This is a genomic window from Cupriavidus sp. C3SS-1 (genome assembly GCF_057073755.1).
Map to the genome: position 1 here is coordinate 1,474,158 of NZ_CP172700.1, position 21,429 is coordinate 1,495,586.

Annotated in this window: 21 protein-coding genes and 1 pseudogene; 7 read left to right on the plus strand and 15 right to left on the minus strand. The window is 64.0% G+C overall.

What is annotated here, in order from left to right; translation table 11 throughout:
* Positions 1-31 precede the first annotated feature (31 nt).
* Entirely contained in the window at positions 32-685 is a 654-nt protein-coding gene (gene nfsB / locus ACIGJC_RS22825; protein ID WP_483711688.1) for an oxygen-insensitive NAD(P)H nitroreductase, read from the minus strand.
* Positions 686-837: 152 nt separating this feature from the next.
* Here nfsB and ACIGJC_RS22830 point away from each other — a divergent pair, with 152 nt between their 5' ends.
* Complete coding sequence (locus ACIGJC_RS22830) at positions 838-1,770, plus strand: LysR family transcriptional regulator (RefSeq protein WP_483711689.1); 933 nt, start codon at positions 838-840, stop codon at positions 1,768-1,770.
* 44 nt (positions 1,771-1,814) lie between these two features.
* On the plus strand, positions 1,815-1,940 hold the full coding sequence (locus tag ACIGJC_RS22835) for a hypothetical protein (protein ID WP_483711690.1): 126 nt from the start codon (positions 1,815-1,817) through the stop codon (positions 1,938-1,940).
* 85 nt (positions 1,941-2,025) lie between these two features.
* Here the strand turns inward: ACIGJC_RS22835 and ACIGJC_RS22840 are convergent, their stop codons facing one another.
* Both ACIGJC_RS22840 and ACIGJC_RS22845 read right to left on the minus strand, forming a co-directional pair.
* Positions 2,026-2,943: a bestrophin family protein gene (locus tag ACIGJC_RS22840; protein ID WP_483711691.1), complete on the minus strand. Its 918-nt coding sequence runs from the start codon at positions 2,941-2,943 to the stop codon at positions 2,026-2,028.
* 145 nt (positions 2,944-3,088) lie between these two features.
* Positions 3,089-3,306 (minus strand): annotated as a pseudogene (locus ACIGJC_RS22845) (hypothetical protein); the annotation flags it as partial.
* Between the two features lie 283 nt (positions 3,307-3,589).
* Between ACIGJC_RS22845 and ACIGJC_RS22850 the strand changes: the two are divergent.
* Positions 3,590-4,753 carry a hypothetical protein gene (locus ACIGJC_RS22850; RefSeq protein WP_483711692.1) on the plus strand — a complete coding sequence of 388 codons (1,164 nt, stop codon included), beginning with the start codon at positions 3,590-3,592 and terminating at the stop codon, positions 4,751-4,753.
* A gap of 73 nt (positions 4,754-4,826) precedes the next feature.
* Here ACIGJC_RS22850 and ACIGJC_RS22855 read toward each other — a convergent pair whose 3' ends face one another.
* The 7 genes from ACIGJC_RS22855 to madL all read right to left on the minus strand — a co-directional run bounded on the left by ACIGJC_RS22855 (position 4,827) and on the right by madL (position 10,777).
* Complete coding sequence (locus ACIGJC_RS22855; RefSeq protein WP_483711693.1) at positions 4,827-5,648, minus strand: GntR family transcriptional regulator; 822 nt, start codon at positions 5,646-5,648, stop codon at positions 4,827-4,829.
* Positions 5,649-5,720: 72 nt separating this feature from the next.
* Positions 5,721-6,575, minus strand: coding sequence for an isocitrate lyase/PEP mutase family protein (locus ACIGJC_RS22860; protein ID WP_483711694.1), 855 nt, complete (start codon positions 6,573-6,575; stop codon positions 5,721-5,723).
* On the minus strand, positions 6,572-7,102 hold the full coding sequence (locus ACIGJC_RS22865) for a LeuD/DmdB family oxidoreductase small subunit (RefSeq protein ID WP_483711695.1): 531 nt from the start codon (positions 7,100-7,102) through the stop codon (positions 6,572-6,574). Before ACIGJC_RS22865 ends, ACIGJC_RS22860 begins: the two co-directional genes overlap by 4 nt.
* Positions 7,099-8,394, minus strand: a complete 1,296-nt coding sequence (locus tag ACIGJC_RS22870) for a 3-isopropylmalate dehydratase large subunit (protein ID WP_483714520.1) — start codon at positions 8,392-8,394, stop codon at positions 7,099-7,101. The genes ACIGJC_RS22865 and ACIGJC_RS22870 overlap by 4 nt, the downstream gene beginning before the upstream one ends.
* The gene (locus tag ACIGJC_RS22875) at positions 8,394-9,362 is read right to left on the minus strand and encodes a tripartite tricarboxylate transporter substrate binding protein (protein ID WP_483711696.1); all 969 of its coding nucleotides are present in this window, start codon (positions 9,360-9,362) and stop codon (positions 8,394-8,396) included. The genes ACIGJC_RS22870 and ACIGJC_RS22875 overlap by 1 nt, the downstream gene beginning before the upstream one ends.
* Before the next feature lie 222 nt (positions 9,363-9,584).
* Positions 9,585-10,367, minus strand: a complete 783-nt coding sequence (gene madM / locus ACIGJC_RS22880; RefSeq protein ID WP_483711697.1) for a malonate transporter subunit MadM — start codon at positions 10,365-10,367, stop codon at positions 9,585-9,587.
* Between the two features lie 14 nt (positions 10,368-10,381).
* Entirely contained in the window at positions 10,382-10,777 is a 396-nt protein-coding gene (gene madL, locus ACIGJC_RS22885) for a malonate transporter subunit MadL (protein WP_483711698.1), read from the minus strand.
* Positions 10,778-11,253: 476 nt separating this feature from the next.
* Here madL and ACIGJC_RS22890 point away from each other — a divergent pair, with 476 nt between their 5' ends.
* The gene (locus ACIGJC_RS22890) at positions 11,254-11,745 is read left to right on the plus strand and encodes a tripartite tricarboxylate transporter TctB family protein (protein WP_483711699.1); all 492 of its coding nucleotides are present in this window, start codon (positions 11,254-11,256) and stop codon (positions 11,743-11,745) included.
* Between the two features lie 4 nt (positions 11,746-11,749).
* A complete protein-coding gene (locus tag ACIGJC_RS22895) occupies positions 11,750-13,294 on the plus strand; it encodes a tripartite tricarboxylate transporter permease (protein ID WP_483711700.1) in 1,545 nt (514 codons plus the stop codon).
* A gap of 90 nt (positions 13,295-13,384) precedes the next feature.
* Here the strand turns inward: ACIGJC_RS22895 and ACIGJC_RS22900 are convergent, their stop codons facing one another.
* Positions 13,385-14,428, minus strand: a complete 1,044-nt coding sequence (locus ACIGJC_RS22900) for an AraC family transcriptional regulator (protein WP_483711701.1) — start codon at positions 14,426-14,428, stop codon at positions 13,385-13,387.
* A gap of 231 nt (positions 14,429-14,659) precedes the next feature.
* On the opposite strand from ACIGJC_RS22900, the gene ACIGJC_RS22905 reads away from it, so the two are divergent.
* Positions 14,660-15,505, plus strand: a complete 846-nt coding sequence (locus ACIGJC_RS22905) for a TauD/TfdA dioxygenase family protein (protein ID WP_483711702.1) — start codon at positions 14,660-14,662, stop codon at positions 15,503-15,505.
* Positions 15,506-15,559: 54 nt separating this feature from the next.
* Positions 15,560-16,552 (plus strand): NADPH:quinone reductase, encoded by a 993-nt coding sequence (locus ACIGJC_RS22910; RefSeq protein ID WP_483711703.1) that lies wholly within the window; start codon positions 15,560-15,562, stop codon positions 16,550-16,552.
* A gap of 100 nt (positions 16,553-16,652) precedes the next feature.
* On the opposite strand, the gene ACIGJC_RS22915 is transcribed toward ACIGJC_RS22910, so the two are convergent.
* From ACIGJC_RS22915 to ACIGJC_RS22930, 4 genes are all read right to left on the minus strand, one after another.
* Positions 16,653-17,642, minus strand: coding sequence for a Bug family tripartite tricarboxylate transporter substrate binding protein (locus tag ACIGJC_RS22915; RefSeq protein ID WP_483711704.1), 990 nt, complete (start codon positions 17,640-17,642; stop codon positions 16,653-16,655).
* 204 nt (positions 17,643-17,846) lie between these two features.
* A complete protein-coding gene (locus ACIGJC_RS22920) occupies positions 17,847-18,914 on the minus strand; it encodes a beta-keto acid cleavage family enzyme (protein WP_483711705.1) in 1,068 nt (355 codons plus the stop codon).
* Between the two features lie 63 nt (positions 18,915-18,977).
* Entirely contained in the window at positions 18,978-19,958 is a 981-nt protein-coding gene (locus ACIGJC_RS22925) for a quinone oxidoreductase family protein (protein ID WP_483711706.1), read from the minus strand.
* 300 nt (positions 19,959-20,258) lie between these two features.
* Positions 20,259-21,416, minus strand: a complete 1,158-nt coding sequence (locus ACIGJC_RS22930; RefSeq protein WP_483711707.1) for a porin — start codon at positions 21,414-21,416, stop codon at positions 20,259-20,261.
* Between the last annotated feature and the right edge of the window lie 13 nt (positions 21,417-21,429).

The window sequence follows — 21,429 nt, forward strand, 5'->3', positions numbered from 1 at the left end:
TCCCAACCCGGCAGCGATGGATGAATCCGCTTCAGATATTCGTGAACACTGCCTCTTTCGGCAGGCGCGACTTCGGCAGTCCGGCATTGAAGTCCTGTTCGCTGCGGCGGCCCAGCGACACCAGTACGACGCTGGTCAGGCCACGCTCGCGCAGGTTCAGTGCCGCATCCAGCGCCGACGCGTCGAAGCCCTCCATCGGCGTCGCATCGATCCCCAGCATGCCAGCGCCCAGCAGCAGACCGCCAAGGGCAAGGTAGACCTGCTTCTCCATCCATTGCGGCACATCGCGCAGCGCGTAGCGATGCAGGTCCACATACGAACGCCGGCTCCTGTCCTGGCCTTCGCGAGCGCCTTCGGTCTTGAACCGGCCATCGCTTTCCTCCTGCGCCAGGATGGCGCGCAGATGCGCCTCGTCCAGGTCGGCACGCATGCACAGGGCGATCACGTGCGAGGCATCGACGATCTTCGGGTGGTTGTAGGAAAACGTCCCCGTGGCCGCCCTGGCGATCGTCTCGCGCCCCTCGGGCGTCGACGCCACCACAAAGTGCCACGGCTGCGAGTTCACCGACGACGGACTGTTGTGCAGCCACGCCAGCAGCATGTCGACCTGTTCCTGGGGCAAGGTCCGACCGCCTTCGTAAGCCTTGACGGTATGGCGGGAAAGGACGGCGTCAGTGAAGTTCATGTTCTGCTCCAGTTCGTGGTTCGGGAAATACGGGGAAATCGTTGCGACTGCGTGTCTGGCCAGGGTGGCCCCGACATGTTTGGCATTTTCGTCGCTGCGGCATTGTCGAAAAACTGGGAAAATGCGCCAAGACTTTCACGATCAGAGTGAAAATGATCAGACTCGACGATCTCCAGCTTTTTGTGCGAACCGCAGCGCTGGGCAGCTTCTCGAACGCCGCGCGCGAGGCCGACCTGCTGCCCGGACAGGTCAGCGCTGCCATCCAGCGCCTGGAGAAGGAACTCGACATCCGCCTGTTTGCACGGTCCACGCGCAGCCTGCGGCTCACTGCCGAGGGCGAGCAGTACCTGCCGTATGCGGACGAGGTGCTGGCCAAGCTTAAGGAAGGCCGGGACCGCCTGCACGGCGAGCAGCGCGCATTGCAAGGCGCGCTGAAGATCGCCGCTCCGTCAGACCTTGGTCGCAATATCCTGCTGCCGCTGCTGACCGCGTTCCGGGAATCCCACCCCAAGCTTGTGCTCAGGCTGTCGCTGTCCGACCAGGTCTCCGACGTTTTCCGCGATCCGGTGGACGTCGCCTTCCGGTATGGCATGAACGAAGGCGCTACCTATGTCGCCCTGCCCCTCGCGCCCGACAATCGCCGCGTGCTGGTGGCGTCTCCGGACTATCTTCGGCGCCACGGCCGGCCCGCGACGCTCGATGACTTGCTCGCGCACCAGTGCTTGCCATATGTGCTGGGCGGCCGGGTCCATGACCGTTGGAGCTTTCCCGTCGCCGGCGCCCGGCGGCAGATCACCATCAAGGGCGCGCTGATGTGCGACGACGCGGAAATCGCGCGGCGCTGGGCGCTCGATGGACGCGGCATCGCTTACAAGTCCTGGCTCGATGTCTGCGATGACGTCGAAGAAGGCCGGCTGGAACTGCTGCTGCCTGGCCAGCCAGGCGAGCTGGCACCCCTGAACCTGGTCTGCCCGCATCGCCGCCAGTTCTCGCCCGCGGTCAGGTACCTGCACGCCGCGCTGCTCGTCCCACTGAAGGCCATGAGCGAACGGATGCCAGCCTATGCGCCACCGACGGGCGGCTAGGCGAACAGCCGGTTGCCCGGTTTGCGGGGGAAAAGCAGCAGGCCTTGCGCGATGCCATCGAGGTTGCGCCTGCCGACGCCGCGCGCGGCCTTTATTGCGATGACCCGCTCTACAGCCGTGGCGCAATCCGGGCGCTGCTCGACCTGGTCGGCGATGCGCACATGAAATAAGACGCCGGTCAGGGGATGCAGAGGCTCTCGCTCCCATGTGCGAAGCGGATGCGCTCCTGCGTGCGGCCAGGCAGCGCAGCATCGCTCAGGTCAGGTGGTAATGGCGATCCGGAGCCCTCGGCGCGGGAACCTCGCCACCACAAAGCTCGAGCACGGAGCGCTCGATGTTGCAGGCGATGGCATCCAGCGCCAGCGCATTGGGAGCCGTGCTGAATGGCTCGGAGACTTCATCCGCGATGGCCTCCAGCGCAATCAATGTATAGGCAACAAAGACACACACGATTGGCGTAAACAATTCCGTGGAATCGACAAGCCCGAACGGCAGCATGATGCAGTATGCATATACCGTACGGTGCAAGAGGACACCGTACGCGAAAGGAATCGGCGTCGACGCGATCCGTTCGCAACCGCCCACGGCCTTCTCGAGCTCATTGATCTGCGTATCGAACAGCCACAGGCTTGCATCGGAAGCGACTCCGGCAAACCGGAGCCGGCCGATCTCCGACCTGATGTCATTGAGGAGCGCGACCGGTCGATAATGCTTCAGCCGCAAGCGCTCGGCGGCATCCTTCCCAAGGAGTCTGGTGAAATCCGAACCCGGATCGGTCTTTCGCAACTCATGCTTCAAGGCATACACAAAGGCAATCAGGCTACGGATCAGCTGGATACGATCGACGCTACCGTTTTCAGGGATGTAACTCAGCAACTGCGAAGTCAGCGACCGTGCGGAGATCAGCATGTTGCCCCACATCAGCCGCGCTTCCTTGAAGCGCTCATAGCTCGCGTTGTTCCGGAAGACCAGGAAAATGGTCAGCGCGATGCCAAAGAGTGTGAACGGGGCGGTATTGAGCGGTATCTTCTCGCCCAGAATACGCCCGTGCGTCAGCACGGCGAAGCTACTGACAAGTGCCAGGAAGACAAGCTGTGGAATGATCGCCTGCAGGACTGAACCGTTCCACACGAACAACATGCTGAACCAGTTCTTCTTTGGTCGCACAATCATGATTGTTCTCCAGCCACCTGCATACAGGTTTGGACCTTTGCCCGCCGAAGGTCCAATCACAGAGGCTCGCTTGCCGCGGCTCGGCGCCTTGCCCGCGAGCCAGGGGGGCCCTATCCGGGCGCCGCTCCTTGTGGCAAGAAGCGAGTCATATCACCTCCGAACGCACCACGCGCACGAGGATCGACTTGTACGACGGCGTGCCACTTTCCTGGTCGATGAAGTCGAGCGGAACCAGGACGTTCGCTTCCGGATAGTACGCCGCCACCGTGCCCTCCACGATATTGGCATAGGCGATAGCGGTGAGGCCTTTCAGGCGCAGATCCTGCCGGGCGCGATGGTCTCGATGTCAACCAGATGGACATGCCTCGGTAATCTGCGTTTGACCGCCGCCCTGACGCAATCGGTTATCATTCCGCTTCCGCGAATTACGACCAGTCGAGTCGTTTAGAGGTGAATCGGGCACTTTGTGGCGAATTCGCCTCGAAATAGCGTTTTCGGACTTTCGCTCGCCTGTTATCTACGCGCAACGCGCGTTTCCGTGGTCCGTCCGTTCGTCAATCTGGTCAATCCCAGCATTTGATAATCTGTCTTCCAGACGGAAAGGGATATTATCGCTCTAAATTTAAATCATTAAATTAAATCTGGCATGGATGTGAAAGAAACAAAGTTTTTCGGTGAGCAGTTTTATTTAAAAAATATGGTATTGATGGCAGCCGTTCCATTGGCATTGGCTGCTTGTGGCGGTGGCGGAGAAAGCTCGACCCCGGCAGCGCGCACTGAAAATTCTCAAATCACTTCTCCGCAAAGTAATTCGACGACAGGATTCAAAATCCTCGATCACCTGGATGCACTGAGGATTACCACCGGACCATTCGCCGGCACTTATCAGGTCGGCATCGGCAGCAATTACTTGAACTGGTATTTCGCAAATCTCGGATTACTCCCGTTCATCAGGGAACGGCCCAGTGAAGTCCGGAATTACATGAACGTCTACATCCGGAACGTAGACAAATCGAATTACACCATCAATGACGTAAAATTTGCCGGCGACACCAATTTACCCGTTGCATGTCCGGCAGACTCAAATGATTCGTATGCCTCGAGCTTCCTTTCGCTGGCGTCCGAATACCTGAAGGTCACTGGTGATGTCGCATGGTTCCGCGATAACCTGCCAATCCTCAAATCCATTGCTTACTCAAACCTCGCCGCGACGCAAAAGCCGAACGGGTTGATTCCGGTATTTCGGCGAGACTACGCACCGCCCACGGATCCCAGCTATTGTCCGGTCTTCAGGCAATCGGATATTGCGTACACCGAAGACAATACCGAGAACTACCGTGGCCTGGTCGACTTTGCCGGCGCCCTCGACTCGATTGGCGAAACGGATGCCGGTTACTACAGGCAAGTGGCCGCGTCGGTCTCGGCTGGCATGCAACAGTTGTCCAATGGAACCAACTTCTATGCCGCCGATGTCGAACAAACCGTCAGTCCGGCCTTCTATCCCGGCACAGTCACCCAGGTCTTTCCGCAGTTGTACGACGTTCCGCTATCCGCGGATTCCACGGCAACGCAAAGCCGGTATGACATTGGTTATGCCTATTTGAACGCGCATGCGCCAACCTGGTCCACGCAGATCGAACCGAGCGCGAATTATCCGTGGATGCTGCTGGGTTATGTGGCGGCGAAGCGGGGAGACAAAGCGCGGGCGCAACAGCAGATGGCTTTGCTCAGGGCCAACACCGGCGTGGCGATCATCAATGAAATCGGCTTCTACAAGCGCATTCTCGATACGGGCGTAAGCGAGAGCTGATTCCGTCCGCGTGCGGACCTCCTCATCTGCCGCATCCTCTGCCGCGATCTTGGGGCATCGGCGTCACGCCCTCTCACTCCAATGGCAACGCCGGCGTCGCTCCGCCCTGTTCCGCCGCCGTGGATGCATCCGCGTCGATCCAGACGCGCGTGGAGCCGCCCACGCGCGACAGCCGCATCTGGTAGGTGTACCGCTCCGGGTGATATAGGCCGACCAGGTACTGAACGCGGCGGCCGTGCCGGTCCGTGGCGATGCGCGCCACGCGCAGCAGCGGCACCCCGGGCGTGATGCGCAGGATGCGCGCGACATCCAGGTCGGCCACGGCGGCGCCCAGGGTCTGGTCGGCGGACACGACATGCACGCCATGCTGTTCCAGTGCCACCAGCATCGGCGTGTCCTGCAGCGTATGGCGATCGAGCGCACCGGCAAGGTCGTCAGGAACGAAGACCTCGGTGTAGGCGATCGGCTGCGCCTTGAATTTGCGCACACGCACGACCTTCAGCACGGGCGCGCCTGGCGGCAGGCCCAGCGCGGCGCTGACCGCCGGCGGCGCCGGCATGCGCTTCCATTGCAACACGGTCACGCGCGTGCGCATGCTGACGCTGACGATGTTGTCGAGCAGGCCGCCCTGCACCGCGGCGGCCGGCGCCTCATGCCGGAAAGTCGGCACCGTACCCTTGCCGCGCAGCCGGGCGACCATGCCCTCTTCCTGCAGCCGCGCCAGCGCGGAGCGCACGGTCACGCGCGCCACGCCGAATTCCTCGGCCAGCTGGCGCTCGCCTGGCAGCGGCATGCCGGTCTCGTAATAGCCGCCGCGTATGCGGTCGCGCAGGATCAGGCGGACTTGCTGGAAGCGCGGCAGGTCGGGACTGGCGTCGAAGGTCATCAGCGGCATGGAAGACTGCGGTGGCAAAACATGGCGCCACGGTACGCCCGTGGCACCGCCAGGGCAAGCCGACCCCGCGCCCTACTCGTACCGCTTGCCCAGCGCCAGCATCTCGGGCGTGCCGATCAGTTCGTTGAGCGCCTGGAACGACAGCATCCGGTCCAGGTAAGGCGTGGTGGTATGGTGCGCTCCCAGGCTCTGAAGGTAGTCGCGCAGCGCAAAGGCAAGCGCGCGCACGGTGCCGCCGGGAAAGATCACGACCCGGAAGCCGATCTCTTCCAGCTCCGGCGCGGGCAGCACCGGCGTCTTGCCGCCTTCGACCATATTGGCAAGCAGCGGCGCGCGCGGCCCCAGCCGCGCGATCGCCGCCGACATGTCGTCGCGGCCGCGTAGCGCTTCCACGAACAACAGGTCCGCGCCGGCCTCGGCATAGCGCTCGGCGCGTTCCAGCGCCGCTGCCATGCCCTCCACCGCCACCGCATCGGTACGCGCGATGATGAGCGTATTGGCGTCGCGGCGTGCGTCGCAGGCGGCGCGGATCTTGCCCGCCATCTCCGCTGCGGGAATCACCGTCTTGCCGTCGAGGTGGCCGCAGCGCTTGGGGCTCGCCTGGTCCTCGAGCTGGATCGCAGAAGCCCCGGCACGCTCCAGCGTGCGCACGGTCTGCACGACATTGAGCGCGTTGCCGAAGCCGGTGTCGGCATCGACGATCAGCGGCAACGCCACGCGTTCGCGGATATTGCGCGTGACCGAGGCAACGTCGTCAAGCGACAGCAAGCCGATGTCCGGCCGGCCGAAGCGCGTATAGGCGATGCTGGCGCCCGACAGGTAGGCCGCCTCGAAGCCGGCCTGTTCCACCAGCAAGGCGGAAAAGGCATCGTAGACGCCCGGGGCTGTGACGATGCGGGGCTGTTGCAGGCGCTGCTTGAAGGTCATGGTGTGGTTCTGGTCAGGGAAAGTTGGCCCGCCGCGATCTTGCGCGCCAGGTGCGGCACCAGCCCGCCATCGCGGATCATGGCAACCAGGTGGGGCGGAATCGCCTCGCATTGCACCGGCGGCGCCCCTTCGATGACGACCCGGGCGTTGTCGATATCGCAGGCCACTCGCCGTCCTGGCTCGATCCGCGGCAGCGTCGGGCAAGTGAACAAGGGCAGCCCAAGGTTGAAGCCGTTGCGGTAGAACAGGCCCGCGAACGACTGCGCCACCACCGCGACCACGCCCAGGTGGCGCAGCACTTCGACCGCCTGCTCGCGCGAGGACCCCGCACCGAAATTGCGCCCGCCGAACACGATGTCGCCCGGGCGAACCGTGGCGGCGAACGCCGGGTCGACATGCTCCATGCAATGGCGTGCCAGTTCCCCGATGCCGAACTTCATGTAGGCGCCAGGTGCCAGCAGGTCAGTATTGATATCGTCGCCGAAGACCCAGGCGCGACCCGTTTCATGCGATGTAGCCAGGTTCACGCCAGCATCTCCCGTGGATCGGCAATGCGCCCGGCGATCGCCGAGGCGGCGACCGTGTAAGGCGAACCAAGATAGACCTGCGACGAGGCTGCCCCCATGCGTCCCTTGAAATTACGCGCCGTGGCGCTGATCACCACGGTGTCTGCGCCAAAGCGGTGCTCGCCGTAGCCGGCGCACGCGCCACAGGCGTTCGGCAGCAATTCGGCGCCTGCGCCGACCAGCGCGGCAAGCGTACCTTCGCGCGCCGCCTGGGCCTGGTCGGCGGCGCTGGCGGGCGCCACCAGCAGCCGCGTATCGCGTGCCACGCGCTGGCCCCGCAGCACCTGCGCGGCCATGCGCAGGTCGTCGAGCTTGGCACCGGTGCAAGCGCCGATATAGGCGATGTCGATGGCCACATTGCCCAGGGTGTCGACGTCCCCGGCGTCGGCCGGCGTATGCGGCCGCGACACCTGCGGCGCGAGCGCGGCGGCGTCGAAGTCATGCGTGGCCAGGTATTCGGCGCCGGCATCGGAAGTCCATCGCGCCAGGTCGATGGCTTCGGCCTCGACCCCGGCGGCGCACAGCCAGTCGCGCGTGACCGCGTCCGGCGCGACCAGGCCGACCTGGCCGCCAAGCTCGGCGGTCATGTTGGACAGTGTCATGCGCTCCTGCATGGACAGCGCCGCCACGGCAGCGCCCGTGTATTCCACGGCCTGGTACTGGCCGCCGTCCATGCCGAACTGCGTGCACATGCGCAGCATCATGTCCTTGGCCGACACGCCCGCGGCCAGCCTGCCGTGCCACTGCATGCGGAGGGTCTCGGGCACGCGCACCCAGATCTCCCCGGTCACCAGCACGCCAAGCATCTCGGTGGCGCCGATGCCGAACATATAGGCCCCGAACGCGCCGCCAGTCGACGAATGGCTGTCGCCGCCCACCGCGAACATGCCGGGGCGAAGATAGCCTTTCTGCGGCACCACCACGTGGCAGATGCCTTCCATGTCATGGAAGCGCGCCACGCCCGTTTCCCTGACCCAGTCGCGCGCGATCTGCACGATCCTCTGGCTGTCGAGGTCATGGGCCGGCACGTAGTGATCGGTGACGACCACCACCCTGGACGGGTCCCAGACGCGGGCGCCGATCTTCTCCAGCAGCGGCTGCACCCGGCGCGGACCGCCCGAGTCGTGCATCATCGCCAGATCCACGCGGCAGGTGGCAATCTCTCCCGGCGTGACGTGCGTGCGGCCGGCCGCGCGCGCCAGCAGCTTCTGCGCCAGGGTCTGCGGCGCGCCCTGTACTGAATCCTGCGCCATCATTCCACCCGCGTGCCCGACGCCTGGATCACCTTGGCCCAATGCTGGATATCGCTGCGCACAAACTGCGCGAACGCCTGGGGCGTCATGCTGACGGCGCTGGCCGCCTCGGCCTCCATGCGCTGCTTGTAGGCAGGATCTTCCACCGCGATCTTGACCGCGCGATAAAGCTGGTCGGTAGTGGCCTGCGGCAGCTTGGCGGGCCCGAACAGTCCGAACCACGCCGATGACTCGAAGCCCTTCACGGTGCCGCCAATTGCCGGCACGCCCGGGAACTGCGCCAGCGGCTGCTTGCTGCTGACGCCCAGGATCTTTAGCGTGCCGGATTTGACGTGCGGCAGCACATTGACGGTGCTGGCGAACATCAGGTCCACGGTGCCGGCCAGCAGGTCGGTCAGCGCGGGATTGGTGCCCTTGTACGGGATATTGAGAATATCCGTGCCGGTCTGCTGCTTGAACTGCTCGCTGGCCAAATGCAGCGACGAACCTTGCGCGCCGATGGCAAAGCTGAGCTTACCTGGATTGCGCTTCGCGTAATCGATCAGGCCCGCGGTATTGTCGAACGGCGCGCTCTTGCGCGCCACCAGCACGCTGGGCACGCGCGCGACCATCGAGATCGGCGTGAAGTCCCTGACCGCGTCGAACGGCAGGTTCTTGTACAGCGACGCGTTGATGGTATGGCCGGTGAAACTCATCAGCAGCGTGAAACCGTCCGGGGCACTGCGCGCCACGTACTGCGCGGCGATATTGCCACCGGCGCCGGGCTTGTTGTCGACCACCACGCTGCGATGCAGCGTGTCGCCCATCGACCGGGCAATCAAACGCGCCAGCGCATCGGTGGTACCACCCGCCGGGCTGCCGACCACGATCGTGATCGGCTTGTCCGCGGCGGCCTGCGCGGCGGGTGCGATCGTGGCGAGGGTTGCCAGCGCAGCGCCGGCCAGTAATTGTCTTCTGCTCAGGGGCATATCAGTCTCCACCCCTGTCTTGTCTGCTTCAGGGGCAGTCCGACTGTATGCCCGGCCGCCAGGCCGTTCAATGGAACCGGGTGGTCCTGTCTACCAGACCAGTGCGGCCAGGGCAGAGCGAGATGTGCACCGGATGAGGTCCGCTGGCCGCGACCGGCACCTCAGGCTCGCGGCCAGTACCATACCCACGGCTGCAGGCAGTGCACGATGTGAAACTTCTGATCAACCGCCCACCAGCGCCTTGGTGGCCAGGTACAGCACCGACGGCCCGAGCAGGCACCCGAGCCCCGTGTGGAACGTGGCCACCAGCGCGCCATAGGGCACCAGCCGGCGATCGGTGGCCGCCAGGCCGGCTGATACGCCGCTGACCGTACCGGCCAGCCCGCCGAACACCATCGCGGCGCGCGGGTTGTTCAGTCCGAGGAAGCCGGCCGCAAACGGCGTGCCGACCATCACGATAATGGCCTTGATGAGCCCGGTGGCAATCGACAGCGCAATCACGTCGGAACTGGCGCCCAGCGCCGCGCCGGTCACGGGGCCGACGATATAGGTCACCGCGCCGGCGCCGATGGTCGTCATGCTGACGGCATCGCTGTAGCCGAATGCCCGTGCCACCAGCGCGCCGACGATGAACGGCACCACGGTCCCCAGCAACAGCGACACGGCACCCACCATGCCCGCCTTGCGGGCCTCGCGCACCTGCACCTCGAAGGCTGTGGCGACAATGGCAAAGTCACGCAGCATGGCACCGCCCATCAGGCCGATGCCCGAGAACAGCGCGAAATCGGCCAGCCCTTTTTCCTTGCCGGTCACCACGCCGCCGTAGTACGCCAGCGCCAGGCCGATCATGATGGCGATGGCCGAGGCATGCAGGCGCCCTTTCGTCAGCCGCTTCGATATCTGGGAAGACACCCACATCACGATGCCTACGGTGGCGAATGCCGTTACCAGGCCGTTGTGAAGCAGGACGTTGTCGAACATCGTGGCCGGGGAAGCGATAGTCATGGCGATCTCCTGGCTTATCGGGAAACGGCTTCGACCGGCAGCGGCGGCAGCGGCTCGTGGTCGCCGGAGCGGCTGAGCAGCGCAATCAGGCAGGCGCAGGCCGCCACCGACAGGATGGCCGCCAGCAATGCGACCGGACCGCCACGCAGCGCCGCCACCACATTCTGCTGTGCGGCCATCGCCACGACCACGGGGATATACATCGCGCCCCAGAAGCCCACACCGGCCTCCGTCTCTTTCGGCATCAGGCCCCGGTCATGCAGGTAGAGCCGCAGGAATATCAGCAGCAGCATGGCGATGCCCACGCCGCCGACGTTGGACTTGACGCCGATGGCGGCGCCCAGCAGGTCGCCGAGATACAGGCCCACGAGATGGCAGATGGCCAGTAATGCGGTGCCGTAGATGATCATGGTTGTCTCCAGTTGGCGTTCTAGGCACCGCATGTCGCGGAGCCGGTCATTTGCAGACAACTCTAGGAACCGCGCGGGCCAGCATCAATCAACGAGCAACGCCCGATCATTACGGTACGGTTAAGCATTCCGATCGGCGGCCCCCTCCGGAAGCACATTTTTCCCATCTACTTGCGCGCCAACGGTATCCCCAAAAGACGTGCTGCCTCCCTATCAGGCGACATGCCTGTCCCCTCCTTAATACAACTATCGCCGCCTTACATTCAATACAGGGGATTACACCGAGGCCACCCTCTCCCGCGCCAGATACATCACGTCATGATGTATTTCGTAAGGTTCCCGCAAGCCGCCTGAAAGCCCGTTGCAAGACATCGCTTGTAGATTTGCCTGACCCGCATGCGCGGGCACCGAAGGAGACAGACGATGTTCGATCACACTATGCAGCGCCCACCGCAGGGCTGCCGGGGGGCCGACCAATGAACCGGGCCCCAAGCTTCAAGAAGGACTATTACGGCGGCGCCCTGATGGTGCTGACAGGGCTGGCAGCGGTATTTGCCGGTCTGCAGTACCGCACGGGCACGCTCAGCCATATGGGTCCGGGCTTCTTCCCCGTGGCCATTGGCACGCTGCTGACATTGGTTGGCGTGCTGATCGCCATGTCCGCCCGCAATGAGCCGGCGCCATCGGCGCAAGCCGAACAGGCGTCGGGACATGGGCACAGCCATGCGGCGCCCGACCTGCGCGGCACGGTCTGCATCGTGCTGGGCACGCTCGCGTTCCTGCTGTTCGGCGTTTATGGCGGCATGATTCCGGCGACGTTTGCCATCGTCTTCATCTCGGCGCTCGGCGACCGCACCAACAACATCAAGCAGGCTGCCGGCCTGGCGGTGGCGATGTGCGTGATCGCGGCCGTGGTGTTCTCTTGGCTGCTGCAGATCCAGCTGCCGCTGTTTATCTGGGGAAGGTGAAGCCATGGTATCGAATGCACTGCATGACCTCTGGTTCGGCTTCGGCGTGGCGTTCCAGGGCAGCAACCTGATGTGGTCGTTCTTTGGCGTGCTGGTCGGCAACCTGATCGGCGTGCTGCCCGGCATGGGCGCGCTCTCCGCCATTTCGATCCTGTTGCCGCTGACCTACGCGATGCATCCCGTGCCCGCCATCCTGATGCTGGCCGGCATCTTCTATGGTTCGCAATATGGGGGCGCCATTGGCGCCATCCTGCTCAACCTGCCCTCGCATCCACCGCACGCCGTGACGTGCCTCGACGGGTATCCGATGACGCGTGCCGGCAAGGGCGGCACGGCGCTGGGCATCACCATGATCTGCTCGTTTTTTGCCGCGTCGGTGGGCATCCTGGTGATGATCTTCGCATCGCCATTGCTGACCGCCATCGCATTCAAGTTCGGCCCCGCGGAGATCTTCTCGATCATGCTGCTCGGGCTGCTGGCGGGATCGACGATGTCGCGCGGGTCGCCGCTCAAGGGCGTGGCGATGACACTGTTTGGCTTGCTCTGCGGCGTGGTGGGGACGGACGTCAATACCGGCACGTTCCGCTTTGCGATGGGCATTCCTGAACTGAGCGACGGACTCGAACTGGTGGCCATCGCCATGGGCCTGTTCGGCGTGGCGGACTTCATCCTAAACGTCAACCGCATGAAGACGGTGACCAGCAACGCCAAGCTGCGCATCCGCGACATGCGTCCGAGCCTGGCCGAGCTGAAGCAGGCGTTCTGGCCGATGGTGCGCGGCACCGGCGTGGGTACGCTGTTCGGCGCCATGCCCGGCACCGGCCCGACGATCACGACCTTCGTGGCCTATGCGCTGGAGCGCAAGATCTCGAAGTCGCCCGAGAAATTCGGCACCGGCATGATCGCCGGCGTGGCTGCGCCGGAGGCATCGTCGCACTCGAAGACGCAGGTGGACTTCATCCCGACGATGAGCCTCGGCATTCCAGGCGATGCGGTGATGGCGCTGATCCTGGGCGCGCTGATGATCCAGGGGATCGCACCGGGTCCGCAGCTGATCAGCGACCACCCGGACATCTTCTGGGGTCTGATTGCCAGCTTCTGGATCGGCAACGTCATCCTGATGATCCTCAACGTGCCGATGATCGGCGTGTGGGTGAAGCTGCTGCAGGTGCCCTACCGCTATCTGTTCCCGTCGGCCATGTTCTTTATCGCCGTGGGCGTGTTCAGCACGCAAAGCAGCCTGTTCCAGATCTGGGAAGTCCTGGCCTTCGGCCTGATTGGGGCGTTGCTGATGGTCCTGAACTTCTCGGTGGCGCCGATCCTGCTGGGCTTCGTGCTCGGGCCGATGGTCGAGGAGAATTTCCGCCGCGCGTTGCTGCTGTCGCGCGGCGACCTGGCGGTGTTCGTGGAACGGCCGATCAGCTGCGTGTTCGTGGTGATCTCCGCGCTGCTGGTGATCGCGGTCACGTGGTCCGCATGGCGCGCGCGCGGTGGCAAGAAGGCGCCGGTGGTCGAGGTGCCGGATGCCGGGCTGGCGGTGAACGAGTAATGGCGGCCGGCTGAACGGAAGCGCCGACGTGCAAAGCCCCGGAAGACCATGTCTTTCCGGGGCTTTGCATTGTTGGTGTACCACCCGGGGTTATGCCCCGCTCTCCCCCGAAACCCCGGCCTGCCGGCGCGCCGCGCCGCTTGCGGCCCGGCTTTCCTTCGGGCTGCATCCGAACTGCGTGTGATACCAGCGCGAGAACCCACTAGGTGCGGAAAAACCGAGCAACGTCGCCACCTCGGTCAGCGGTCGATCGCTCTCGACAACATGGCGCGTCGCAAGCTCTATGCGGATGTCGTTGACGATCGACGAGAAACTCTGGCCCTGTTCCGCCAGCCGGCGCTGGACCGTGCGGCATACCACGCCCATGTGTTCGGCCACCTGCTCGATGCTGCAGCGCCCGCTCGGCAATAGCAGCGGGATCGTGCGGCGTACGTCTTCCAGCATGGTCGACTGTTGCGGCACGCCGGAATCGTCGATCAGCCGCTGCGCGTAGCGCACCATGGCCGGATCGGCCCAGGGGTTGCGCGCGTCCAGATCGGCCTTGGCGCAGACGATGCCGTTGAAGTCACAATCGAACTGGACGTAAGGGCCGAAAAACCGCTGATGGGCACTGAGATCGGCCGGCGCGGCGTGCTCGAAACACACGCGTTGCGGCTGCCAGTCCGGACGGATGAGCTGGCGTATCAACCGCACCATGACACCAAGCGCCAGCTCCACCCGCTGGCGGGTCGGCTGATTAGGGTTGCCGGCGATCAGCGCCTCGCGAATGATGACCAGTTCGCCACATTCCTCGACCCCGAGCGACTGCGCCCCATTGAGCATCGGCTGGTAGCGCATCAGCATGCCAAGCGCGTCGCGCAGCGTGGCCTGATCGCGGACCAGCATGCCGACTGCGCCGAGATTGGACAACAGGCGGGATTCGGCCATGCACAGCCCGAAACTCTCATTGCCCGACAGGGTCGCGGACGCCTGGAGCAGCCGCCCGAAGCGCTCGACCGGAATCATCAGGTCCGGCTCGTGCAGCACGCTCGGACTGATTCCTGCATCCATCATCATCCGCTCCGGATTCAACCCGGCGGCACGAGCCACCTCGCTGTAGTTGGTGAGGGCCGCGGCGCGGACAAGTAACGACATCGGGGACCACGCAGAAAGTTGACGGCTCATGATAAATGGCTGTCACGTATTGTCAACTGACAATAACCCGTGCGCTTCAGGCGTCATCCCTGTCGTAGAAAGCCAAGTTCGCGGCGTGCAAGGCCAAGCGGAAAATGTCGCCGCGACGGATGATCCGGGAGTGCAAATCAAGAACCGGTCGAGCGCGATGCAACCTCCCTTGCATGCATCGGCACCGTAGGAGACTTGGAAATGAAGATCAGGCAAATCACCCCCGCCATCGGGGCCGAGATTTCTGGCGTTAACCTCGGCGACGCGGCGCGCGATCCGGCGCTCTTCGCCGAGATCAAGGCGGCGCTGCTCAAACACCGGGTCCTGTTCTTACGCAAGCAGGAAATCACGCGCGCTGAACACGTGGCGTTCGCGCGCTGCTTCGGCGAACTGGAAGACCACCCTGTCGCCGGCAGTGTTCCCGAGCACCCGGGTCTGGTGAAGGTCTACCGCAGCGACAACCCGCACAGCTACGAGAACAGCTATCACTGCGACGGCCTGTGGCGTCCCAACCCCGCCATGGGAGCCGTGCTGCGCTGCATCGAATGCCCCGAGATCGGCGGCGACACCATCTGGGTCAACATGGTGAAGGCGTACGAGGAACTGCCGGAAGACATCAAGAAGAAGATCGACGGCCTGCGCGCCAGGGCCAGCATCGAGCACAGCTTCGGTGCCGTCATGACGCCGGAGAACCGCGCCAAGCTGGCCAAGGATCACCCGCCGGTGGAGCATCCGGTGGTACGCACCCATCCGGAAACCGGGGAGAAGATCCTCTTCGTCGGCGCTTCGTTCACGACGCACTTCACCAACTACAGCACCCCGGAAAACGTGCGCTACGGCATCGACAAGTCGCCCGGCGGCCCGCTGCTGCTGCAATACCTGAACAGCCGCGCCACCATCCCCGAGTACCAGGTGCGCTGGTCCTGGCAGGAAGGCGACGTTGCGATCTGGGACAACCGCTGCACGCAGCACTATGCCCTCAACGATTACTTCCCGGCACCGCGCAAGCTGGAGCGCGCCGGCATCATCGGCGATATTCCCTACTGATTCGCAAGCGGGCCGCGGCCTGGCGGCCGTCTTGCGTCATGCGACAGGCGCATCGTGAAGGCGATCTGGTATGAGAAACAGGGGCCGGCGGCCGAGGTACTGACCTACGGCGACCTGCCCACGCCGCAACCGGCGCCGGGCGAAGTCCGCGTGCAACTCCACGCGTCGGGCGTCAACCCGGCCGACGCGAACCGGCGGGCCGGCCGCATGCATGGCGGCATGGAATTCCCGCTCATTATTCCGAACAGCGATGGCGCGGGCGTGATCGACGCGGTTGGAGATGGTGTCGACCCCAAGCTGCTGGGCTCGCGTGTCTGGCTGCATTTCGGACAGCGCGGGCGCGCCTTTGGCACGGCTGCCGAATTCATCTGCGTGCCGCACGCCTTGACGTCACCGCTGCCCGCGCATCTGGACTTTATCCAGGGTGCCTGCCTGGGCATTCCGGCAATGACCGCCTACATCAGCCTGTTCCAGCGCGGCACGATCCGGGGCAAGTTCGTCCTCGTGACTGGCGGTGCCGGGGCTGTCGGGCACTATGCGGTGCAGCTCGCCAGGTGGGGCGGTGCCCATGTCATTGCCACCACCAGCTCCGGGCCCAAGGCGGCCCATGCCACACGCGGTGGCGCCGATGTCGTGGTCGACTACACGGCGCCAGGCGCCGCGCAGCGGATTCTGGAAGCCACACAGGGACACGGTGTCGATCACATCGTCGATGTCGATGCGGTCGACAATGCAAGGCTTTGCCTGGAGGTCGCCGCCAATCAGGCGCAGTGGATCTCGTATGCCAGCGGCGCGCAGCTCCCCGAACTTCCATTGGTCACGCTGATTCGCAAGAATCTCTGCCTGCAGGGCCTGTACCTGCCGGGCTTGCCCTACGAGTTGCGCCGGATTGCCCAGGAAGGATTAGGGCGCTGGATGAAAGACGTCCCCGATGCCGTTCATGCTGTCGACAGCGTCTTCGACTTGCGCGACACCGCAAAAGCGCATCTGGCTGTCGAAGCCGGCACCAAGCTGGGCACGGTCGTGGTCCGGTGCGATACGGAATAGCGGTACGGCAACGCGGGCGACAAGCGCAAACATGGGCGGACACTTGTCCGCCCATCTCGTCCTGCAGCCCGGTGAGTCCACACGGGCCCGGCACGGCGGATCAATCGAGCCTGATTCCGGTATCCGCCGCGATTTTCGACCAGACCTGCAGGTCGCGGCCGACGATCTCGCCGAACTGCACCGTGGTCTTCACAGGCGGCGGCGCAAAGTTCATGGTGTGCATCATGGTGGCGAGCTCAGGGGATTTCTGAACCTTGTTGACTTCATCGGCCAGCCTCTTCACGATCGCCGGGTCGGTTCCCGCTGGCGCGAACATGCCGAACCAGCCCACGGCATCGAATTTATAGCCCTGTTCCGTCATGGTCTTGACGTCGGGGAACTGCGGTGCGCGCGAGTTGCCTGCAATGGCGATGGCGCGGACCTTCCCCGAGCGAAGGAAGGGGACGGGCGCGCCGGGGTCGGTCCAGCCGATCGTCAATACGCCCGCGGAAAGGTCGGTCAACAGCTGATTCGAAGTCCGGTACGCAACGTGTGCGGTTTCCATGCCGGTCTGCTTCTTGAGCCACTCCATCATCAGCTGTCCCGAAGATCCCGCCGACCAGGTACCGTAGCTGTACTTGTCCGGATTCGCCTTCAGCAGCTTGACGAGTTCCGGCAGGCTGTGGACCGGCAGGTCACTGTTGACGAGCAGCATTACGCCACCCTCGGCCGTCTCGGCAATGGGTACCAGGCTCTTCTTCGGATCATAAGGAATGGTCTTCAGTACCGCCGGGGCGATGACCATGTTCGTTGCCGTGGTGTAGAGGATCGTGTATCCGTCGGCCGGCGCCTTGATCACCGCGCTGGTGCCGATCACGCCACCGGCGCCAGGCCGGTTGTCCACCACGACCGGCTGCTTCAGTGCTACCGACAGGCGTTGCGCCATCACGCGTGCGAGGGCATCGGTCCCCGATCCTGCCGACGACGCGACGATCATCTGAATCGGGCGCGAGGGCCAGGCGCCGCCCTGCGCCTGCGCGCAAGCGCACACCGCCAGCAACACACCCGTGCCCAGCGTGGCCGCAACCAGCTTCTTCAATCGAAATGCCATTGTCATCCTCCATATACCTGGTCTGTTGCCAATCGACCTGGCCCGCGCGCGTTCCCTGCTCGTCGCCTGGCAAATCGGCAGAGCCGACGACAACGGCCACGCGGCCCGATGCGCAAGACGCAGCGCATCGGGCGACGTGAACTAGCCATGCATGGCATGAAACGCGGGCAAGTCAGTCTCGCGGCTTGGCTGGCGTGGCCAACCTCAGGCCGCCATGTTTTCCTGCTTGCGCAGGAAACCCTGGTGGCCACCATTACGATTGGGCGCGAAGCCGTTGGCCTGAAGCGTTTCTTCCACGGTGTCGTAGAACACCCCCAGCTTCAGGATTTCCCGCGTCTGCTGCGCGGTCGCGATGGGCCGGCCGAATTCGCCGGCGATGCGCACCAGTTGCTTGATCTGCTCGACCGTGCTCATCTTTCCCGTGCGCGTCTGGTTCCACAGCACGTCTTCGATGCCGCACCGTACATGCAGGCCCAGGGCCATGCCGATCATATTGATGGGCAGCACGTTCAGCACCGAACTCTCCACCGTCAGCACGGCGCCGTCCGGCACGGCACGCAGCATGTTGGCCAGGTTGTAGATGTTCGCCTGGTCCATGCCACCGCTGATCGCTACCCAGTTCATCACCAGCGGCCCCTTGTAGACGCCGCGGCGAATCATCCGCTCGATCGTTTCAAAGCTGTTGATGTTGTAGCACTGGAATTCGCTCTGGATTCCGGCGGCGGTCAGGCGCCGGATATGCTCCTCGGCCCAGCTGGGGTTCGAGGGCACGACCATATCCTTGTAGGTGTCGTAGAGGTGCGGGAAGCCACGCGATACCCCCTTGAAGTCGTCGACGCCGGCGTGCTCGGTCACGTTCATCTGCGCCGTGTTGACGGTCACCGTCACCTGGTCGGGTTTCGGATCGAGTTCGGCCAGCATATGGCGCGTGTCATCGTCCAGCCACTTGGCGGCCTGGCCCTCTTCGGGAGCGAAGCTGATCGAGCCGCCCACCTGGATGACCATTTCCGGACAGGCCTTGCGCACGCCGGCGATCAGCTCGTTGAACGTGGACAGGCGCTTGCTGCCCTTGCCATCGGGTTCGCGCACATGCAGGTGCAGCACGCGCGCACCGGCTTCGTAGCAATCCACCGCCTTCTGGATCTGGTCTTCCATCGTGACGGGAATATCTTCCGGAAAGTCGGAAGGAATCCAGCCCGGCGCATAGGGCGCGGCGGTGATGATCAGGGGCTGCTGGTTCTCGGGATACAGGTGGCCGTCAAGGAAGTTCATGGTGATGGATATCCAGGTTGCTATGCAAAGGCGAAAAAAGTCGAGACAGACAACAGCGTGCTGTCAGATGACGAAGATGGAGGAGCCCGTGGTCTTGCGGGCCTCGAGATCGCGATGTGCCTGCGCGGCGTCCTCCAGCGCATAGCGCTGGTTGATCCCGATGCGGATGCGGCCTGCCGCCACATGTCCGAACAGCTCGTCGACCAGTTCCGCCTTTTCGGCAGGGTCGGCGATATAGTCGGCCAGGCCCGGGCGCGTCAGGAATGCCGAGCCCTTGCGGGCCAGGATGGCCGGATCGAACCCCGTGACCGGGCCCGAGGCAAACCCCACGCACACCAGCAGGCCGCGGCGCTTGAGCGAGTCCAGCGAGGACATGAAGGTGTCCTTGCCCACGCTGTCGAAGACCACGTTCACGCCCACGCCGTCCGTCAGTTCGCGCACGCGCTTCGCCACGTCCTCATGGCTGTAGTTGATGGTGTGGTCGCAGCCATGGGCGCGCGCCACTTCGGCCTTGGCGTCGGTGGAAACCGTGCCGATCACCGTCAGTCCCTGGAGCTTGGCCCATTGCGAAATGATCAGCCCGGCGCCGCCTGCCGCGGCATGCAGCAGGATGGCGTCGCCCGCCTTGAACGGGTAGATCCGGCGCATCAGGTACGCCGCCGACAAGCCCCGCATGGTCATGGCCGCCGCGACTTCGCAGCTGATGGATTGCGGCAGCTTGATCAGCGGCGCCGCAGCGATAATCCGCTCCGTGCTGTAGGCACCGAGCGTGTTGGTAAAGCCCGTATAGGTCACGCGGTCGCCGACCGCCAGGTGCGTGACACCGGCGCCAACGGCTTCGATCACGCCGGAGGCCTCGTTGCCAAGCCCACTGGGCAGCGGAACCTGGTAAGTGCCGCTGCGAAAGTACGTGTCGGCAAAGTTCAGCCCTACGGCCACATGACGGACGCGGACTTCCCCCGGCCCCGGCTCGCCCACGCTGACGTCCTCGAAGCGAAGGACATCGGGGCCGCCTGTTTCGTAGAATTTCACGGCTTTCGCCATGTCGTCTCCTGTTCTTTATCTGATCTGATCGTTCACCCGCGGCTTGCCGTTCAGGCGCGCCAAAGCGACAACCAATCTTCTGGCCTGGCGCGACTTTTCGCTTTGCCGATGACGTCTCGAGCTTTTCCTTTTGTGACACGCCGGCGCGTGCGCTGGGCATCGCCCCGGACGGAAATGTCGACCCCCTGGCTTTTGCGGACGCCCAAGAAAAAAACGCCAGCGCGCCCTGCCCTCATAACCCCGGCAGTGCGCGCTGGCGCTCGTATGTGATGCGGGAGCCCTGCTTGGCTCCCTGCAGGCTCAGAAGATGTGGCGGATACCCACGGCAGCGCCGAACATCGACGTCTTGCCATTCGGCAGGGCGTAGCTGTTCAGCGTGAGGCTGGTGGCATAGTTGCTCGCGGCCGATTCCATGGCCAGGCCACCGTTCCTGGAGTAGGCCGTGGTCAGGTAGACATCCGTACGCTTCGAGAACGAATAGTCGGCGATCAGGGCGATCTGCCACGGATTGGCCATCCCGGTGTTGCCGCCGATGTTCTTTACGTTCTGGTAGTCGTACTCGAGCGTGAAGTCCAGCGTGGAAGACAAGCGGTACTGACCGCCGATCCAGTAGAAGTCGTCGCGCAGAATCAGCGTACCGTTTTGATTCTTGTTCTGGCCCCAGCGGTAGCCACCCATGATCTTGGCCGTGTCATTGAAGGCAAAGCTGCCCATGACCGCCGCCTTCTTGAAAGCACCGTTGCCGGTCGCCATCGTCGGATTCCACTGGTCATAGCCGACACCTACGCCGAAGGGGCCCGAAAGGTAGCTCACCCCGGCGCCATAGGCCGAGTCGCGACGGAACTGGCCCGGCACCTCGCCATTGCCGCCCGCACCTGGAACCGTCCCGATGACTTGCGGCAGTGCCGTGCCGACGCCGAACGACCAGTTTGCCATGACGGTCAGACCGCCGAACGTGCCCGTGTACTTCGCGGTGTTGTCCTCGCGGAAGTTGCCGCCGGCGATCACGCCAACGGGCTCATACTGCGTGGCGTAGCGCGCCGGCACAAAGTTGGCCAGCGTGGAGAACATGGAATGGTACTGCCGGCCAAAGGTGAACTGGCCATATGGGGCAGTCAGGCCAACGAAGGCCTGGCGACCAAACAGCCGTCCGCCCTGCTGCAGGGTGCCGGTATCGGAATTGAAGCCACTCTCCAGGACGAAGATCGACTTCAACCCGCCCCCCAGGTCTTCCGTGCCACGCAGGCCCCAGCGAGAACCCGAGTAGCCACCGGCGTCCTCGCGAATCACCTTGCCGCCCTGGCCCGGGTTAAAGTTATTACTCGCCGACGGGATCGCTCCGACGTGGTTGACGTACTCGACGTTCACGTCGACCACGCCATACAACGTCACGCTGGATTGCGCCTGCACCGCTCCGCAGGTGCATGCCGCCGCCAGGCCAATAATCGTCTTCCTCATTACCTTGTCTCCT

Bases quoted from the DNA above. Each gene is read 5' to 3' on its own strand.
- ACIGJC_RS22925 (WP_483711706.1), bottom strand. From the start codon at position 19,958: ATGGCGAAAGCCGTGAAATTCTACGAAACAGGCGGCCCCGATGTCCTT.
- ACIGJC_RS22855 (WP_483711693.1), bottom strand. From the start codon at position 5,648: ATGCCGCTGATGACCTTCGACGCCAGTCCCGACCTGCCGCGCTTCCAG.
- ACIGJC_RS22915 (WP_483711704.1), bottom strand. From the start codon at position 17,642: ATGGCATTTCGATTGAAGAAGCTGGTTGCGGCCACGCTGGGCACGGGT.
- ACIGJC_RS22930 (WP_483711707.1), bottom strand. From the start codon at position 21,416: ATGAGGAAGACGATTATTGGCCTGGCGGCGGCATGCACCTGCGGAGCG.
- ACIGJC_RS22875 (WP_483711696.1), bottom strand. From the start codon at position 9,362: ATGCCCCTGAGCAGAAGACAATTACTGGCCGGCGCTGCGCTGGCAACC.
- ACIGJC_RS22920 (WP_483711705.1), bottom strand. From the start codon at position 18,914: ATGAACTTCCTTGACGGCCACCTGTATCCCGAGAACCAGCAGCCCCTG.
- madL (WP_483711698.1), bottom strand. From the start codon at position 10,777: ATGATCATCTACGGCACCGCATTACTGGCCATCTGCCATCTCGTGGGC.
- ACIGJC_RS22905 (WP_483711702.1), top strand. From the start codon at position 14,660: ATGAAGATCAGGCAAATCACCCCCGCCATCGGGGCCGAGATTTCTGGC.
- ACIGJC_RS22850 (WP_483711692.1), top strand. From the start codon at position 3,590: ATGGATGTGAAAGAAACAAAGTTTTTCGGTGAGCAGTTTTATTTAAAA.
- ACIGJC_RS22900 (WP_483711701.1), bottom strand. From the start codon at position 14,428: ATGTCGTTACTTGTCCGCGCCGCGGCCCTCACCAACTACAGCGAGGTG.
- ACIGJC_RS22890 (WP_483711699.1), top strand. From the start codon at position 11,254: ATGAACCGGGCCCCAAGCTTCAAGAAGGACTATTACGGCGGCGCCCTG.
- ACIGJC_RS22830 (WP_483711689.1), top strand. From the start codon at position 838: ATGATCAGACTCGACGATCTCCAGCTTTTTGTGCGAACCGCAGCGCTG.
- ACIGJC_RS22870 (WP_483714520.1), bottom strand. From the start codon at position 8,394: ATGGCGCAGGATTCAGTACAGGGCGCGCCGCAGACCCTGGCGCAGAAG.
- madM (WP_483711697.1), bottom strand. From the start codon at position 10,367: ATGACTATCGCTTCCCCGGCCACGATGTTCGACAACGTCCTGCTTCAC.
- ACIGJC_RS22840 (WP_483711691.1), bottom strand. From the start codon at position 2,943: ATGATTGTGCGACCAAAGAAGAACTGGTTCAGCATGTTGTTCGTGTGG.
- ACIGJC_RS22895 (WP_483711700.1), top strand. From the start codon at position 11,750: ATGGTATCGAATGCACTGCATGACCTCTGGTTCGGCTTCGGCGTGGCG.
- ACIGJC_RS22860 (WP_483711694.1), bottom strand. From the start codon at position 6,575: ATGACCTTCAAGCAGCGCCTGCAACAGCCCCGCATCGTCACAGCCCCG.
- nfsB (WP_483711688.1), bottom strand. From the start codon at position 685: ATGAACTTCACTGACGCCGTCCTTTCCCGCCATACCGTCAAGGCTTAC.